A 16802-nucleotide genomic window follows, 5' to 3' on the forward strand; every position below is an offset into this window, starting at 1 on the left:
GTGAATCACTGTAGCCTGTCGTCATGACCGCCGACAGCCTTGTTATGACGCCAGCCCTGACGCCACACTGCTATCACACCACTCTTACACCTCTCGACGACACCTCTCGACCGACTCAGGCACCGTCGCTGTGGTACCCGGTAGACCCGAAGGGATAATCATGCCAAGGGCAGCCTGGCGGCAAGCCGCCGACTGACTTCCTGGATCACCTCCAGCCGCGCCCTGCGCTTGTCATTGGCGTCGATCAGCGTCCACTCGGCACCGGGCACATGAGTCTGGCTGAACATCTCGTCGATCGCCTGCTGGTAATCGTCCCACCGCTCGCGGTTACGCCAGTCCTCATCGGTCAACTTGTGGCGCTTGTGGGGCGTGGCGGCGCGAGCCTCGAAGCGGGCCAGTTGCTCATCCTTGTCGATGGCAAGGAACAGCTTGACCACTACCGCCCCATGCTCCAGCAGACGCGCCTCGAACTGGCGTATTTCTTCGTAGCCTCTACGCCAGTCATCTTCCACGGCCAGGCTCTCCACCCGCTCGACCAGCACGCGGCCGTACCAGGAGCGGTCGAACACCGCGACCCTGCCATCCCTGGGGAGTCGCTGCCAGAAGCGCCATTGCCAGGGATGCAGCAACTCTTCCTCGGTCGGTGCCGCGATCTGGTGCACCTGATAGAGCCGGGCATCCAGGGCAGACGTCAGGCGGTGAATGCCACCGCCCTTGCCCGCCGCATCGTGGCCTTCAAACATGACCACCAGCGGGACTCGCTGGCGCGCGGCGCTGCGGGCCAGTTCCGCCAGGCGGGCCTGAGACTCGGACAGGCGTTCAACATAGTCGCGCTTCTTTAGCCGCTCAGGTGCTTCTCGCTGCACCAGCGCCGCCAGGGAGGGAGGCTGAACCGCCTCCAGCGCCTGTGACGACTCCGCTTCCAGGGCGGGAGGAGGCGTTGTCATGACGTTCTCGAGAAGCTTTGCCACCTGGGGCAGCAGCGAGTCGCCAGAACTGGCGTCCAGCTCAATCCAGGGACTGTGGCGGCGGTGGGTGCGCTTGCGCAGGTCCCGCGCCAATTCATCCAGCAGCCCGTGCTGAGCGTGCCGCCGCCACTTGTCTTCGGTGACCTGCCAGCGAGTCGCCGGGTCTGCCGCCAGCATCTCGAGCCGTCGGCGTTGACTCTCGGCGTCGATCTGCAGCCACAGCTTGACCAGCTGCACCCCATCGGCCGCGAGCTCGGCTTCGAACTGGCGCATCTGCTCGATACGGTCACTGTAAGCGCCTTCGCCCAGCGCCCTGGAAGCCCGCGCGAGGACCGCGTCGCCAACCCAGCCGTGCACGAACACTCCCAGCCGTCCGCGCGTCGGCAGGCGATGCCAGAAGCGCCACCAGTAGGGACGACAGCGCTCCTCGTCTCCTGGCGCCAGGGCGTGCACCTCCGTCAGCCGGTTCTCCAGCCAGTGGTTGAGCTGATTGATCAGCTCGCCCTTGCCGGTCGCCGCATGTCCCGCGACCAGTACCAACACCGCCCGATCCGCCTGCTGAGCCAGGGTCAGTTGCGCAGACAGCAGGCCGAAGCGCAGCCGCTCTTCGGCCGACATCTTGTTGCTGCCCTGTCGTTTGTCCGGCTTGGCGCGCTTGCGCTTTACGCTCGCCCCTGAAGCGCTCTGCGCACCATCGCCACTGGCTCCCTTCTCGGTCGTTCCCTGCGCAGACTTGCCCATGTTCACTCCTTCGCGGCGGTCGCGACCGCTGCGCTGATGTCGCTTGCCCAGGAACCACTGTGCGCCCTGCCCTGCTCGACAGCTACTCAGCGCTTCCCAACAGCCCAAGGCTTGCCGCAGGCGCTTGGCGCCGCAGGCCTCGAGACAACAGGTGCCCTACCGCCCCCAGGATCAACGCGCCGGACAACGGCACCACCAACCAGATCCATAGATGAAAGCGGGGAGGAAGGTCCAACCACAGCAGGTATAACGCCGCAGTGGCGACCTCGGCCAGCAGTGCGGCCATCAGTCCACTGGCCAAGCCCAGAACGGCAAACTCGGACCACTGCACGCGGTCCAGCAGCCGTCGTCCCGCGCCAAACACGCGCAGTAGTCCACTTTCGTGGGCCCTTACCGGCTGACTGGCAATCAGAGCGGCATAGAGCACGCTAACCCCCGCCAGCAGCACGAACGCCAATACCACCTCGACGGCGCGAGTCACCTGTCCCAGCACGTCGCGCACCTGGCCCAGCAGCGCATCCACATCCAGCAAGGTCACGCCGGGAAAGGACGCCACCAGCTGCCCCAGGTCAGCCTTGCGATCCGCCTCCAGATAGAAGGCGGTGATGAAGCTGTGTCCGAAACGCTCGAGCACTCCCGGCGGGAAGATCACATAGAAGTTGGGCTTGAAGCTGTCCCAATCGAGATCACGAAGGCTGGTGATTTCTCCGACCAGGGTGTCGGCCCCGATACTGAAACTGAGTCGATCCCCAAGCGTTAGTCCCAGTCTCTCTGCCAGCTCACGTTCCACAGAAATGGGGGCTGTCACTGTCTCGGGAGACGACGCGGCTGGCTCAGCGTCCACCTGCGACAGCCAGTCATCTGCGTTGGCTGACGCGGCGAACCACTCACCAGCCACCAGCCGATTGCCGCTCGGCAGCGACGCTCGCCAGGTCAGGTTAAGCTCCCGGCGCAGCGCATTCTCTCCCTGAGCGTCGGCGGGGACGGCCTGCCGCGGGGGCTCGCCATTGATCGCCGTGATTCTTCCTCTGACCATGGGATAAAGGTCACTGGTGGTCTGGGCAATATCACCAAGCTGTCGTTCGAAGGCATCTCGCTCGGTCGGCTGGATATTGATCGCAAAGTGGTTGGGCGTGTCGTCGGGCAGTTGAGCCTGCCAGGTGGTCAGCAGATCCCCTCGCACCAGAGCAATCATGGTCATGGCAAAGAAGGTGACCGCGAAGGCGAGCATCTGTCCAAGGCTCGCGGTACGGCGACGGGCCAGCTGGCGGGCGCCAAGACGCAGGGCATTGGCGACGCTGTCAGGTCGGCCATGTTGCCACCGGGAGACGAGCTTCAGCACTCCGTCAAGTATCAGCCCGGCCAGCCCCCACAGCAGCGCCAGTGCCAGCATTCCTCCCACCAGCAGTCCTGCCGCCAGTCCCAGGCTGCCAGAATACAGCCACAGCAATCCGCCAAAGGCCAGCGCTGCCGCCCCCAGCAGGGTCCAGCCGGAGGCCGGCAAGGGGTCAAGTTCACGCCGCAGGACCTTGAGTGCACTGACACGCTTCAATCGCAGCAGCGTCGGCCCGGCGAAGCCCGCCAGCACCGCGACGGCGGTCAAGATGCCAAGCCATAGCGGCAAGATGCCGGGAGGCGGCAGCTCCAGCGGCAGAAAGCGTTGCATCAAGGCGAGCAGCGCCGCCTGGCCTGCCAACCCTAATGCTGCTCCCAACGTACTGGCGACAACAGCCAAGCCCGCCAGCTGCAGCGCAAAGACACGGGTCAGGTCCTGCTGCGACGCGCCGAAGCAGCGCAGCAACGCGGCGGTATCCAGGTGTCGGTCCACATAGCGACGGGTGGCCATGGCAACCGCGACGCCAGCCAGCAGGACAGCAGCAAGGCCGGCCAGGCTAAGGTAGGTCTCCGCCCGCTCCAGGGCCGAGCCAAGACGCGGTCGATCCACCCGCACATCGCGCACCTCGACACCTTCGGCGCGAAGCTGCGCCAGCCAACCGGACAGGGAGGCCACTGCATCAGGCGAACCGGCCGCCAGAATTTCGTACTCGATACGTGAGCCTGGCTGAATCAGGCCGGTGGACTCGACGTCATCGACGTGCATCATCACCCGGGGATTGAAACTGCCGAACCCGGCGGACTGGTCGGCCTCGCGTTCGATCCAGCCAGATACGCGAAAGCTCCCCTGCCCCAGGTCCAGCTGGTCGCCAAGTTCGATATCGAGAAGGGTTTCAAGCCTGGGGGCCAGCCACACCTCACCCGGAGCCGGGCCTGTGGTCAGTTCCTCGGTACCCTGCCCCTGGTCGACCCGTGACGCCCCGTAGAGGGGGTAATCCTGATCAACGGCCTTGATACTGACGGGCTGAAAGGCACCGTCACGACTGGCCATGGAGACCAGGTCGACCTGGTCACTCAGCGTCATTCCTGCCGTTTCGAGGCGCTGACGCACCTCAGCGGTAAAGGGATCGGACTGCTCAAGCACCACGTCCCCGCCCATCATCTGGCTGGCCTGGCGGGTCAGGCCTCGCTCGAGACGATCGAGAAAGAAGCCCATCATGGTGGAGGCCGCCACCGCCAGGGTGAGTGCCACCAGCAGCGCGCGCACGTCCCCGGCCCGCAGATCACGCCGCAGCGAGCGCAGTGCCATCAGACACTGCCGCATGAACACCCGGGCATGACGGCTTCCCATCCCCTTGGCGGCTGACGCCGATGCTGTGCTGCTTGGCTGGTGGGAGCCTGCGCTCATGACGACACCTCCGCGGCGGGACCCAGCTGCGACAGGGGCATGTCGACCAGCTTGCCGGAGGCCAGCTGCAGGCAGCGATCGCAGCGCCGTGCCAGGGCATGGTCATGGGTGACCAGCACCAGCGTGGTTCGCTCGGAACGGTTGAGCTCAAACAGGGTCTGAATGATGCGCTCCCCGGTCTCGGGGTCCAGATTTCCCGTGGGCTCGTCCGCAAAGACCAGCTCGGGCCCAGTCACAAAGGCGCGCGCCAGGGCGACACGCTGCTGCTCGCCACCGGACAGCTGCTTGGGCAGGTGAGCAAGCCGCTCACCCAGGCCAACCCGCTCGAGCCACTGGCGGGCACGCTGCTCGGGGCGATCCAGCGGGGTAAGCTCGGTAGGCAGCAACACGTTTTCCAGCGCGGTCAGGGTAGGCAACAGCTGAAAGTTCTGGAACACGAAACCGACCCGGCCATTGCGCAGCGCCGCTCGGCCGTCCTCATCGAGCGCGGTCAGTGACGTACCGAACATGTCGAGCTCGCCAGCACTGGGCGTATCGAGACCGGCGAGCAGCGCCAGCAGCGTCGACTTGCCGGCACCGCTTTGCCCGAGAATGGCCAGGCTTTCCCCGGGCTGTACCTCAAGCTCCAGGTCGCGCAGGATAGTCAGTTCGCGACTGCCGCTGGTGACATGCTTGGACAGGCCACGCGCCAGAAGGACCGGAGCAGCAGCAGAGTTGACGGATTCACACGTGGGAGACAGCGACATGGTGATAGCAATTCCTCGGACGATGGCAAGAATAGGAGCGTCGTTCGCCGGCTCTTGCGTGAGGGCCACCAGGCGCAGGTGGCTGCCGGTCTTGTCGGGACTTGTGCTGGCGCTGCCCCTGTCGGGGGCACTATGGGCCCAGTCTGACACAGCACCACCGACTCTGCTGGTGGTCGGCGACAGCCTTAGCGCCGCCTACGGCATAGAGCGCGAAGAAGGCTGGGTGGCCTTGCTGGCACAACGCCTCGATCAACGCGCCGATGTCGTCAATGCCAGTATCAGCGGCGAGACCACCAGCGGTGGCGCCACGCGTCTGCCCGAACTTCTGCGACAGCATGACCCGGATTTGGTTCTGCTGGAGCTGGGCGGCAACGACGGCCTCCGAGGCCTGCCCCCGGCCCAGATGTCCGCCAATCTCGAGAGCATGATTGAACGTAGCCAACAGTCTGGGGCCGAGGTCCTGCTGCTGGGTATCGACATTCCCCCCAACTACGGTGATGCCTATCGTGAGGCCTTTACCGGTGTGTTCAGGGAGCTGTCGCAGCGTCATCAGGTGCCTCTGGTCCCATTCCTGCTCGAGGGGGTGGCGCTGACACCGGAACTGATGCAGGACGACGGCATTCACCCCACCGCAGAGGCGCAGCCCATCATGCTCGACAACGTCTGGCCGGCCCTGTCACCGTTGCTGGATGGCGCCGCCACGACCAGCGAAGCGGGAGACCCGGCGTCAGCGGAGACCTCATAGGCCAGCCCGGCATCAACGCCAGCGCAGGCGAATCGCTGCCTTGCCTCACTCGCTGTCTTGCCTCACTCGCTGTCTTGCCTCACTCGCTGTCTTGCCTCACTCGCTGGCAGTGGCGACCGCTGGCGCCTTCTGCCACTGCTGCAGGCCGAGCCCTCCCAGAATCAGCACCAGCCCCAACAGGGTCGACGCCTGGATAGGCTCTCCGACCACCAGGTACAGCAGCATCAGCGATACCGGCGGCGATAGAAAGATCAAGTTGGACACCTTGGCCGTGCGCGAGACCCGCTGTATGGCCGCCTGCCACAGGACGAAGGCAATCCCCATCTCGAACAGGCCCACGTAGATGCCGGCGGCGAAGGACACCGTGCCATGCCATTGCATCCCTGGCCCCAGCACCAGCAGCACGGTCAGCACCGGCACCCCAACACTGAAGTTCTGCCATTGCGCCACCAGCGGAGGACGCTGATCGCGAGCATTGAGCAGCCAGTAAAGGGCCCAGATCAGGGTTGAGGCCAGCGCCAGCGCGACCCCCAGGGGGTCGGCAAAATCCACATTGAAGACCTGGCCGCGGGTGGCAATCACCCACACGCCGGCGTAGGCCACGAGTCCGGCTACCATGTCCATGCGGGTCAGGCGCTGCTTGAGGATCGGCACCGCCAGCAGCGCCATGGCCAGCGCCCAGGTGTAGTTGAGTGCCATGGCTTCCTGGCCGGGCAGTCGGTCATAGGCGGCGAACAGCACCAAGTAATAGGCCACCGGGTTCATCAGTCCTGCCCAAAGCGCCGTCTTCCAGCCCCTCTTCAGCGCGTGGCGAAGCTGACCGCGATAGATCACCAGCCCCCCCATCAGCGCCCAGGACACCAGCGCCGCCAGCCACATCAATTCCAGCGGGCTCATGTGCGTCAGGGCCAGCTTGAAGGCAGTGGCCACGGTGGACCACAGCGCTACGGCGCCCAGCCCAAAGGCCATCGCCTGTCGATCAGAAGTCATTGCAGTTCCTTGCATCATGGCGCAGCAGTGGCAGCGACAGCGGGGCTACGCAAGACCACACGCGAGACCACATGCGAGACCACGCTGATCGCACTGCATTCACAGCAGCAGGCCGGTTTCCCATGGCCTTCGGTGATTAGGCGGGGGCGCACCCGCGCCCCCCTGCTAGCGGTCGATATGTCCCAGGTCGCGCCCTGGGGCGATGGCATCCCGAACACGCTGTTTCAGCGACTTGATATCCGGGAAGCCGCCATCTTGCTTGCGCTCCCAGATTACCTCGTCATCAACATGGATCTCGAACTGCCCCCCATGAGACGGCACCAGGGTGACTTCTGCCAACTCCTCGCCAAAGGTGGACAGCAACTCCTGAGCGTACCAGCCGCTACGCAAAAGCCACTGACATTGCGTACAGTAGATAATTCGGATTCGTGCCAAGTTCAGTCTCCCTGTTCAAGCACGTGGATACCTTCAGCATCTTATCAGCCAGGAACCCTCACATGGCCATAGGCGAGACCCAGACCCGACTCTACGAATGGCTGACCGGCGACGAGGACAGCCGGCTGTGCAAGGACATCCCCGACAGCGCCTGCAACGAACAGCCCCGCAACTTCTTCCTGCACCTGTTCGCCGCTCTCGGCAACAAGCTGGCCGACGAGCTGTCCAGCGCACGTCTGGTACTGCCCTGGCTGCTGGGCGCGATTGGCGCGCCGACCTGGATGGTCGGCCTGCTGGTGCCCATCCGCGAAGCGGGCGCCCTGCTGCCCCAACTGTTTGTGGCTGGCTTCATTCGCCTCAAGCCCCAGCGCAAATGGGTGTGGGTGGTCGGGGGCTTGCTGCAGGCGATCGCCGCCGCCGTCCTCGCGGGACTGGCACTGTGGGGGTCCGGCAGCCTGGGCGGCAGTCTGGTGCTGCTGACCCTGATCGTGCTGTCGCTGGCCAGGGGGCTCTCCTCCATCGCTACCAAGGATGTGCTGGGCAAGACCATTTCCAAGCAGCGGCGCGGCACGTTGATGGGCTGGAGCGGCAGCGTAGCGGGCGCAGTGACACTGGCAGCGGGTGCGGTGCTGGTCCTGTTCGATGACCGGCCAGGTCAGCTGGCCCTGGCCATTCTGCTCAGCGTCGCTGCACTTGGCTGGACGCTCAACGCCTTGTGCGCGGCGGCCATCGAGGAAGCCGAAGGGGCCACCGACGGCGGCGACAGCGTCTGGCACTCGATCAAGACCGGGGTAGCGCTGATGCGTGACGACGTCGCCTTCCGGCACTTCAACCTGACTCGGGCATTGCTGCTGTCCAGCGCCCTGGCACTGCCCTATGTCGCGCTCATGGCCCAGAACAATGGCAGCGCCGAGCTGGGTGGCCTGGGCCTGCTGATCCTGGTATCCGGTGTCGCCGGCATGGTCGCGAGCCCCATCTGGGGCAAGCGATCCGACGCTTCCAGCAGAACCGTCATGCGCGATGGCGCCATCGGCACCACACTCTGCTGTCTGCTGGGCGCGGGGCTGGCCTGGGCACCGGCGGCCGTTGCCGCCAGTACCTGGCCCTATGCCCTGGTCTACGGACTGCTGGTCATCGTCCACTCCGGTATTCGGCTCGGCCGCAAGACCTACGTGGTAGACATGGCTGGCGCCGATGACCGGGCACTGTACGTGGCACTCTCCAACACCATCACCGGTGTTCTGATGCTGGCCGTCGGTGCGTTCATCGGCGGCCTGGCCCAGTGGCTCGGCACGGGGCCATTGATGCTGGTACTGGCAGCCACGGCAGGCCTTGCGGCGTTAAGTGCACGCAGGCTCCCTGAAGTCGAGGAGTGACGAGGGGTTGCTTTGCTCTGGGTGACCCACAAGATGTCTTCGACAGACATTGATTTAAATGACATGCATCCCCATGCTAGGGACCCAACTATGCTGAAAGTGACACCACTTCCCTCGGCCTTCCGGGTGAAGCCCCCGTGCAGCCTTTAACAGGACGTCCCATGAAACGACCCAGCATGATCGACCCGGAACTGCTTGAACGCATCATCAATGCCTCTGAGGACGGGATCGTGGTGGCCGAAAAGGAAGGCGACGAACACATCCTGATCTACGTCAATCAGGGCTTTGAGCGTCTTACCGGCTACAGCGCAGACGAGATTCTCTACCGCGACTGCCGCTTCCTGCAGAATGACGATACCGACCAGCCTGGCCTCGATGCGGTCCGCGAGGCGCTGCGCGAGCTGCGCCCCTGCCGGGAAGTCCTGCGCAACTACAAGAAGGATGGCACCCTCTTCTATAACGAACTCTCATTGACGCCCGTCTTCGATGAAAGCGACGAACTGGTCTACTTCATCGGGGTCCAGAAGGACGTCTCGGAGCGCGTTGCAGATCACGAGGAGCTGGGACGCCTACGTTCAGCCGCCAGCGGCGCCTGACAGCCCATTGCTCTTCCCCTCTTGCACTTTTCTCGATTCGCGCTTATATAGCCAACAGAATCCAAGGATTCTGTTGGCGCTTTCCGGGTACCGGAAGCATGGAGTGATATGACGCGCCCCGGCGCTCTGGCCATGGGAGACTCCACATGAGCCGCGATTCCCTTCTCGATGATGCCTATCTCGACCTGTCCGATCAGGACGCGGTCAACGACGAAGACTACTCACGCAGTCGATCCTCAAGCCGCAGTGATACCCTGCGCGCCAGGCGACGAGTCGAAGCCCTGCTGGAAGAACGCCGATTGCGCCAGGCCATCGACGATGACTGGGACTACGACGAGGAAGAATAGGGCAAGCCTCTGACGCGCAAGTTGCCAAACGAGCCACCGAGGCCATAGGGATGCCGATCGGGCTTGCGCGTACTGCTCTTGCGTCTCTCTCGGTGGGGCTTGCTTAAGCCCTTCCGCTGCCGGCAGGCGGTGAATCTTGGTTGGTGGCTGGCGTTCGCTGTGCTCCGGCTCTATCATCTGTGGCCAGCATTTTTTCCGCGAACCCAACTGAGGAAGCCGGACAACATGAGCGCTGACGACGTCCAGGTACGCCGACAGCCCTGCATGGCACCGCTTCCCAACTTTAGCGAGTTCCCATGGCGCAATACGTCTACACCATGAACCGGGTGGGCAAGGTCGTGCCCCCCAAGAAGCAGATCCTCAAGGACATCTCTCTGTCCTTCTTCCCGGGGGCAAAGATCGGCGTGCTCGGCCTGAACGGTGCCGGTAAATCCACCCTGCTGCGCATCATGGCCGGCGTGGATACCGAGATCGAAGGCGAGGCTCGTCCGATGCCCGGCCTCAACGTTGGCTATCTGCCGCAGGAACCCGAGCTCGACGACAGCAAGAACGTGCGCGAGACCGTCGAAGAGGCACTGGGCGAGATCAAGGACGCTCAGACTAAACTGGACGCCGTCTACGCTGCCTATGCTGAACCGGATGCCGACTTCGACGCTCTGGCCGCCGAGCAGGCCAAGCTGGAAAACCTGATCGAAGCCGCCGACGCCCACAACCTCGAGCGCAAGCTGGAAGTGGCCGCCGACGCTCTCAGGCTTCCACCCTGGGAGGCCAACGTCGGGCACCTGTCTGGAGGTGAACGCCGCCGCGTAGCGCTGTGTCGCCTTCTGCTGTCAAGCCCAGACATGCTGCTGCTGGATGAGCCGACCAACCACCTGGATGCTGAATCCGTGGCCTGGCTGGAGCGCTTTCTCCACGACTATTCCGGCACCGTGGTGGCCATCACCCACGACCGTTACTTCCTCGACAACGTGGCCGGCTGGATCCTCGAGCTGGATCGTGGCCAGGGCATCCCCTTCGAAGGCAACTACTCCCAGTGGCTGGAAGCCAAGGAAAAGCGCCTCGAACAGGAAGCCAAGGCCGAGGCCTCTCGCCAGAAGGCGATCAAGCACGAGCTCGAGTGGGTGCGCTCCAATGCCAAAGGCCGCCAGGCCAAGAGCAAGGCGCGTCTTAACCGTTTCGAGGAAATGCAGTCTGGCGATTTCCAGAAGCGCAACGAGACCAACGAGATCTATATTCCGCCTGGCCCGCGCCTCGGCGACAAGGTCATCGAATTCCACAATGTGACCAAGCGCTTCGACGACAAGCTGCTCTACGAAGACCTGAGCTTCACCATTCCCCAGGGTGCCATCGTCGGTATCGTCGGCGGCAACGGTGCCGGCAAGTCCACCCTGTTCAAGCTGATTCAGGGCAGCGAGTCACCGGACGCTGGCGAAGTGGTCAAGGGTGACACCGTCGATATCGCCTACGTCGAGCAGATGCGTGATGCCCTCGACGACAAGCAGACCGTGTGGGAGGCGGTGTCCGACGGACAGGACATCCTCAACATCAACGGTTACGAGGTGTCTTCTCGCGCCTACGTCGGTCGCTTCAACTTCAAGGGCAACGATCAGCAGAAGTTCCTGCGTGACCTGTCCGGCGGTGAGCGTGGCCGTCTGCAGCTGGCGCAGACACTCAAGCAGGGCGCCAACGTGCTGCTGCTTGACGAACCGTCCAACGACCTGGATATCGAGACCCTTCGCGCCCTGGAAGAAGCCCTGCTGGCCTTCCCTGGCTGCGCCATGGTGATCTCGCACGATCGCTGGTTCCTGGACCGCATCGCGACGCATATCCTGGCCTTCGAGGGCGACTCGCACGTTGAATTCTTCGATGGCAACTACACCGAGTACGAGGCGGACCACAAGAAGCGTGTCGGCGACGACACCCCGCACCGCATGAAGTACAAGCGCATCGACGCTTGATCTGACAGGTTGTTGACCTGACACCTCGACGCCACCGGTAGCTCCGGTGGCGTCGCTGTTTGTGACCGGCTCACGGCCTCAGCAACGCCCCCTGCCTTGAGCGCTCACTCCCCCTGAGACAGATAGCGCTTGCCAGCTCACCCCTTCCGGCGCCATAAACGTCAGTGTAAATGCATCATTGCCTCGTCCTGACGCCGAGGTGATACCAAGGATCCGCCGGGACGCTTCCATGTCATCTGTCAGTCTGAATCCGGTGCGCCTGTTGCGTGCCTTCTACACCAGCATCGCCTATCTGCCGACACTATCTGCCTTGATCTATGGCGCACTCGGCCTGCTGGCATTGATGCCGCCCATCAGCGATACCTCCTTGCCCGACGTCATTCAGCGCTTGAGCCTGACCGCGCCAGGAAGTGCTCAGTCGCTGCTGGCTGCGCTGCTGGGGGGCATGATCTCGCTGATGGTGTTCAGTTTTTCGATGGTCATGTCCGTGCTCTCCCAGGCCGGCGGAAATTTCTCCCACAAGCTGGTCTTCGGCCTGGTGACGGAGCGCGCCAATCAGTGGGTGCTTGGCCACTATCTCGGCACCATCCTGTTCATCCTGATTCTGCTGATCGTCCCGGAGGTCGATGAAGGCGAGGCCGCCTGGCGATCACTGGCTCTGTACCTGGCCTGCGCCATGGTCCTGCATTGCCTGGCACTGTTCGTCTACTTCATCCATAACGCCTCGCAGTCGATCCAGGTCGACGCGGTGATCTCCGGCCTGCATGCCGCCACCCAGCGCAGCATGGAGCGCAAGCGTCAGACCGAAGCCTCAGACCCCTGGCGGTATCTGCCCGCCAGCGCCCCCGCTCAGGGGTCGTGGCATCCCCTCAGGGCCCAGATGACCGGCTACGTGCAGAACGCCAATCTCGAGCGCCTGGCAGCGCTGGCGGAGAGCATCGGTGGCACCCTGCACCTCGATTTTCGCTTTGGCGACTACGTGGTGGAAGGCACGCCGATCATGATTCTGGAATGCGACGATGCGCCCAACGAGGAGTGGTGCAGCGAGGTGCTTGCCACGCTGACCTACCTCGACGGCGAATCCATTGATGAGCACTTCGTGCACGGCATGACCCAGATGATGGAGGTCGCCATCAAGGCGCTGTCACCGGGTATCAATGACCCTGGGACCGCCAGGCTCTGCCTGCATAGGATGACGGATCTGCTATGCCGCTACATGTCCTGGCAACCCGCCAACACCTTGGTCGATGCCCAGGGCAGGCGCAGGGTCTGCTGGCCGGTGGAACGCTTCGATAGCCTGCTGCATCGCCTCTTCGTGCCCCTGCTGCACTACGGAGCAAACGACCAGAGCATTCTCCTGGGGCTGCTCAAGTCATTGAAGTCGCTATCGCTGTTTGCAGAACCTCATCATCTCGAGACCCTGCAACTGATGACACAAAGAGTTGGCCAGGCGCTGGCTCATGACAGCGCCCACCGCATGGACCTGACGTTCGTTCTCGAGCGGCTGGATCAAGGGGCCCACCGCCTCGACATGGCCCCGGTTCGGGACCAGCTGACGGCGCGACTGCATGAGATTGCGTGAGGCGAGGGCTGCCGGCCAGGGGCACTGTCCTGGCTAGCCTGCCTAGGGCTTCTACGAAAAGTGCCTGCGCTTGGTGATCCGGCGTTAAAAATCGCATCAAAATGCTCATTTACACCTCGTAAACTGCGCTTTCTCACCGATTTTTGCCTTGTCTAACCTTCGCTCGTCGACTTTTCGGACAAAGCCTATCGAATCAGTAGATCTTGGCCTCGCCCCTGGGCCTGGTCTTGAAACGTCGATGCATCCACAGATATTGCTCCGGGTGACGGCGAATCGCCTGTTCGATCACCTGATTGATCCGGGCCGCATCGGCAACTTCATCTCCGCTGGGAAAGTTATCCAGCGGTGGCAGGTATTCCAGACTGTAGGTCCGGTCGTCGGGATTGCGATGGAAGATCAGCGGCATCACCGGCGCCCCGGTCATCTTGGCGATCTTGGCGGTCAACTTGATCGACGCCGCCTCGACGCCAAAGAAGGGAGCAAACACGCTGGCATCGCGGCCGAAATCCTGATCAGGGCTGTACCAGACGTGGTGTCCCGTCTTGATCCGACGCACCACGCCACGCAAGTCATGGCGGTCGATGGCCGTACCAAAGATGCCGTTGCGCGCCCGGGTCATGAAGCGTTCGAATACCGGGTTGTCATGGGGACGGTAGACCACATCGGCGGGGAAAAACAGCGAGTGCAGGGCACCGCCAAGATCCAGCGTGGAAAAGTGAATGCCGATGATCAGCGCGCCCTTCCCCGCCTCCTCGACCCGAGCCATATGCTGCTGGCCCTTGAACGTCACGCGGTGGCGCAGGTGCTCGGGATCGCGACACCAGCCCGTCGCGGTCTCGAAGATGCCGATACCGTTGGCCATGAAGCTGTCCTTGACCAGGCGGGCCTGGGCCGCCTCGTCCAGCTCGGGAAAGCACAGACGAATATTGGTCTCGGTGATCTGGCGACGGCGCTTGGCAAAGCGCCAGGCGGCAAGCCCCGTCAGGCGCCCAAGCCCGAGCTTGACCCGCCAAGGCAGCCAGGCACTGACACGCATGCCGGCAATCGCCAGGTAAGTCGGCCAGTAGCGGGGCTGGGTCCAGTAGCGTGGCTTGGTCGATGTGTCCTCTGACATGCGATCCCTCGTCGGTCGGTCCAGGCGACCAACGGAGGCAGGCCGTCAGTCGATATGGCCGCCATTGTAACGCCTGGGCACCCTGGGCAGCACCCCGGTCAGCAAGGTATAGCTGATGGTATCGCAGTAGGTCGCGACCTCATCCACGGAGAGCACAGTACCCGCCTGGCTGCGCCCCCACAGCACCACCTCGCTGCCGATATCGGCCTGAGGCATGTCGGTGAGGTCCACGGTCATCATGTCCATGGATACCTTGCCCGCCAGACGACAGCGTTGACCATCGACCAGCACAGGGGTGCCATCTACCGCGTGTCGGTCGTAGCCATCACCGTAGCCGCAGGCCACCACACCGATGCGAGTCGGCGCAGAAGTGACAAAGCGGCCGCCGTAGCCAACCGGTTCACCTGCGCCAAGTTCGCGCACCGCGATGATCTCGCTGCGCAGCGTCATGACCGGAGACAGCTGCTGGCTGGCGTCATTGGCCTGTTCGAGGGGATCGGAACCATACAGCATCACCCCCGGCCGGTTGATCGCCCCGTGGGCCTCGACGTGGGCCAGAATGCTGGGAGAGTTGGCCACGCACAGCGGAGCATCAAGCTGTTCCGCGAGCGCCATGATGATCTCTCGCTGCTGCGCGAAGTAGCGGTCGTCGCGACTGTCGGCGGTGGCAAAGTGGCTCATCAGATGCAGGTCCCTCACCACTTCAGGTGCCGCCTTGAGCGCCTTCCACACGGCGGCGGCGCGGTCGGGAGAAAAGCCGAGCCGATGCATGCCGGAGTCCACCTTCAGCCAGGTCATGACCGGCCTGGCCGGCCGCCAGGCCCGCACCGCTTCGAGCTGCCAGTCACTGTGAATGGCCATACCCAGCTCCAGCGACTCCACCAGCGCCAGCTCATCGGCGCTGAAGATTCCCTCGAGCAGCACGATAGGCTCGCGAATACCGGCCTCACGCAGTGCCATGGCCTCCTCGATCGCCGCCACAGCGAACATCGGCGCCAGGCCCGCCAGCGCCTTGGCACAGGTCACCGCCCCGTGACCATAGGCATCCGCCTTGAGCACCGCCACACTCAGGCTGTCGGGAGCAAGCCCGGCCGCCAAACGGTAGTTATGACGCAAGGCGTCCAGGTCGATATGGGCGATGAGCGGGCGGGACATGGGGGCTCCGATGACAGGATTCAGGGATGGTTCGCCACCACATTATGCTCGATACTCGGAGCCATTTCATGGCATTAAACGCCATTAAATCCTGTGTACCTAGCTGTTCTTTCTCAACAAATAGAGCTCTTTAGAAAAATCCCATAAAAAACGCCGGGAGTGCATCTGGAGTGATCCAGAGCAGCGCCCGGCGCTTGAACAAGTCGGTTGATGTTTCCACGCCGCACTGGCGTTCACTGAGCGATCTCTTCGCTCAACCGCCGTCCATCCGGCGGCGTCAAGCGACTCGGCTTACTCGAAGATGGCGTCCAGGGACAGGCCCTGCTTGTCGAGCATGCGACGCAGCTTCTTGAGTGCCTCGACCTGAATCTGGCGCACTCGCTCCCGGGTCAGGCCAATCTCTTCACCGACCTGCTCCAGGGTTGCCGCCTCGTGCCCGCGCAGGCCAAAGCGACGTACCACGACCTCGCACTGTTTCTCGGTCAGCTCGGCCAGCCAATGATCGACGTGGGCCTTGACGTCGCCATCCACCAGCGTCGACTCGGGCCCCTGATCGTTGTCATCGGTCAGGGTCTCGATCAAGGGCTTGTCGCTCTCGCCGCCCATCGGGTAGTCGACCGAGGATACGCGCTCGTTAAGCCCCATCATCTTCTTGACCGTATCCACCGGCTTGTCCAGATGCTCGGCGATCTCTTCGGCGGTCGCCTCGTGATCCAGCTTCTGGGTCAGCTCACGGGCCGCGCGCAGGTAGATATTGAGTTCCTTGACCACGTGGATGGGCAAGCGAATCGTGCGGGTCTGGTTCATCAGTGCCCGCTCGATGGTCTGGCGAATCCACCAGGTGGCATAGGTCGAGAAACGGAAGCCACGCTCGGGGTCAAACTTTTCGACAGCGCGAATCAGGCCGAGGTTGCCCTCTTCGATCAGGTCGAGCAGCGTCAGCCCACGGTTGAGGTAGCGGCGCGCGATCTTGACGACCAGGCGCAGGTTGGACTCGATCATGCGAGCCCGTCCCTGGGGGTCTCCCTTGCGCGCCAATCGCCCGAAATAGACCTCTTCTTCGGGCGTCAGCAGCGGGGAGAACCCGATCTCGTTCAGATAGATCTGGGTGGCATCCAGGCTCTGGCGCGCGTAGCGATCCTCACGGCCCAGAGCCTTCTCGAAGGCCTCGGAATCGTCATCGGCGTCCTCGATGTCATCGGCCTCGTCTGTCACATCCTCGACAGCGTCATCATCGGCCTCGTCTACGGTATCGAGGTTCACATCCTGAAGGTCCCGTTCAAGCATGCTCATCGTATAACTACCC

14 protein-coding genes are annotated in these 16802 nt (G+C 63.3%); 6 read left to right on the plus strand and 8 right to left on the minus strand.

What is annotated here, in order from left to right:
• Positions 1–158: 158 nt before the first annotated feature.
• The 3 genes from JF545_RS08130 to JF545_RS08140 form a co-directional block, all read right to left on the minus strand.
• Positions 159–1709 (minus strand): polyphosphate kinase, encoded by a 1551-nt coding sequence (locus JF545_RS08130; protein ID WP_206941183.1) that lies wholly within the window; start codon positions 1707–1709, stop codon positions 159–161.
• 82 nt (positions 1710–1791) lie between these two features.
• A complete protein-coding gene (locus JF545_RS08135; RefSeq protein WP_206941777.1) occupies positions 1792–4368 on the minus strand; it encodes an ABC transporter permease in 2577 nt (858 codons plus the stop codon).
• 80 nt (positions 4369–4448) lie between these two features.
• A complete protein-coding gene (locus JF545_RS08140) occupies positions 4449–5198 on the minus strand; it encodes an ABC transporter ATP-binding protein (RefSeq protein ID WP_206941185.1) in 750 nt (249 codons plus the stop codon).
• Positions 5199–5289: 91 nt separating this feature from the next.
• Between JF545_RS08140 and JF545_RS08145 the strand changes: the two genes are divergently transcribed.
• Complete coding sequence (locus JF545_RS08145) at positions 5290–5943, plus strand: arylesterase (RefSeq protein ID WP_315900533.1); 654 nt, start codon at positions 5290–5292, stop codon at positions 5941–5943.
• Positions 5944–6039: 96 nt separating this feature from the next.
• Here JF545_RS08145 and JF545_RS08150 read toward each other — a convergent pair whose 3' ends face one another.
• Both JF545_RS08150 and JF545_RS08155 read right to left on the minus strand, forming a co-directional pair.
• Positions 6040–6933, minus strand: a complete 894-nt coding sequence (locus tag JF545_RS08150; RefSeq protein WP_206941187.1) for a DMT family transporter — start codon at positions 6931–6933, stop codon at positions 6040–6042.
• A 165-nt stretch (positions 6934–7098) separates the two neighbouring features.
• Complete coding sequence (locus JF545_RS08155) at positions 7099–7368, minus strand: SelT/SelW/SelH family protein (RefSeq protein WP_206941189.1); 270 nt, start codon at positions 7366–7368, stop codon at positions 7099–7101.
• A 62-nt stretch (positions 7369–7430) separates the two neighbouring features.
• Between JF545_RS08155 and JF545_RS08160 the strand changes: the two genes are divergently transcribed.
• From JF545_RS08160 to JF545_RS08180, 5 genes are all read left to right on the plus strand, one after another.
• The gene (locus JF545_RS08160) at positions 7431–8744 is read left to right on the plus strand and encodes an MFS transporter (protein WP_206941191.1); all 1314 of its coding nucleotides are present in this window, start codon (positions 7431–7433) and stop codon (positions 8742–8744) included.
• Between the two features lie 161 nt (positions 8745–8905).
• A complete protein-coding gene (locus JF545_RS08165; RefSeq protein WP_206941193.1) occupies positions 8906–9340 on the plus strand; it encodes a PAS domain-containing protein in 435 nt (144 codons plus the stop codon).
• Positions 9341–9486: 146 nt separating this feature from the next.
• Entirely contained in the window at positions 9487–9687 is a 201-nt protein-coding gene (locus JF545_RS08170) for a PA3496 family putative envelope integrity protein (RefSeq protein ID WP_206941195.1), read from the plus strand.
• 296 nt (positions 9688–9983) lie between these two features.
• Entirely contained in the window at positions 9984–11645 is a 1662-nt protein-coding gene (gene ettA / locus JF545_RS08175; RefSeq protein WP_206941197.1) for an energy-dependent translational throttle protein EttA, read from the plus strand.
• Between the two features lie 229 nt (positions 11646–11874).
• On the plus strand, positions 11875–13227 hold the full coding sequence (locus JF545_RS08180) for a DUF2254 domain-containing protein (protein WP_206941199.1): 1353 nt from the start codon (positions 11875–11877) through the stop codon (positions 13225–13227).
• Between the two features lie 193 nt (positions 13228–13420).
• On the opposite strand, the gene lpxL is transcribed toward JF545_RS08180, so the two are convergent.
• The 3 genes from lpxL to rpoS form a co-directional block, all read right to left on the minus strand.
• Positions 13421–14341 (minus strand): LpxL/LpxP family Kdo(2)-lipid IV(A) lauroyl/palmitoleoyl acyltransferase, encoded by a 921-nt coding sequence (lpxL, locus tag JF545_RS08185; protein WP_206941201.1) that lies wholly within the window; start codon positions 14339–14341, stop codon positions 13421–13423.
• 45 nt (positions 14342–14386) lie between these two features.
• Entirely contained in the window at positions 14387–15496 is a 1110-nt protein-coding gene (gene alr, locus JF545_RS08190; RefSeq protein WP_206941203.1) for an alanine racemase, read from the minus strand.
• Positions 15497–15787: 291 nt separating this feature from the next.
• Positions 15788–16783: an RNA polymerase sigma factor RpoS gene (gene rpoS / locus JF545_RS08195; RefSeq protein ID WP_206941780.1), complete on the minus strand. Its 996-nt coding sequence runs from the start codon at positions 16781–16783 to the stop codon at positions 15788–15790.
• Positions 16784–16802: the final 19 nt, after the last annotated feature.

This window comes from Halomonas litopenaei (genome assembly GCF_017303055.1).
GTDB lineage: Bacteria > Pseudomonadota > Gammaproteobacteria > Pseudomonadales > Halomonadaceae > Halomonas > Halomonas litopenaei_A.

Excerpts from the sequence above, each read along its gene's own strand:
- JF545_RS08180 (WP_206941199.1), top strand. The coding sequence starts at position 11,875 with ATGTCATCTGTCAGTCTGAATCCGGTGCGCCTGTTGCGTGCCTTCTAC.
- ettA (WP_206941197.1), top strand. The coding sequence starts at position 9,984 with ATGGCGCAATACGTCTACACCATGAACCGGGTGGGCAAGGTCGTGCCC.
- alr (WP_206941203.1), bottom strand. The coding sequence starts at position 15,496 with ATGTCCCGCCCGCTCATCGCCCATATCGACCTGGACGCCTTGCGTCAT.
- JF545_RS08140 (WP_206941185.1), bottom strand. The coding sequence starts at position 5,198 with ATGTCGCTGTCTCCCACGTGTGAATCCGTCAACTCTGCTGCTGCTCCG.
- lpxL (WP_206941201.1), bottom strand. The coding sequence starts at position 14,341 with ATGTCAGAGGACACATCGACCAAGCCACGCTACTGGACCCAGCCCCGC.
- JF545_RS08160 (WP_206941191.1), top strand. The coding sequence starts at position 7,431 with ATGGCCATAGGCGAGACCCAGACCCGACTCTACGAATGGCTGACCGGC.
- JF545_RS08135 (WP_206941777.1), bottom strand. The coding sequence starts at position 4,368 with ATGCGGCAGTGTCTGATGGCACTGCGCTCGCTGCGGCGTGATCTGCGG.
- JF545_RS08165 (WP_206941193.1), top strand. The coding sequence starts at position 8,906 with ATGAAACGACCCAGCATGATCGACCCGGAACTGCTTGAACGCATCATC.
- rpoS (WP_206941780.1), bottom strand. The coding sequence starts at position 16,783 with ATGCTTGAACGGGACCTTCAGGATGTGAACCTCGATACCGTAGACGAG.
- JF545_RS08150 (WP_206941187.1), bottom strand. The coding sequence starts at position 6,933 with ATGACTTCTGATCGACAGGCGATGGCCTTTGGGCTGGGCGCCGTAGCG.
- JF545_RS08130 (WP_206941183.1), bottom strand. The coding sequence starts at position 1,709 with ATGGGCAAGTCTGCGCAGGGAACGACCGAGAAGGGAGCCAGTGGCGAT.
- JF545_RS08170 (WP_206941195.1), top strand. The coding sequence starts at position 9,487 with ATGAGCCGCGATTCCCTTCTCGATGATGCCTATCTCGACCTGTCCGAT.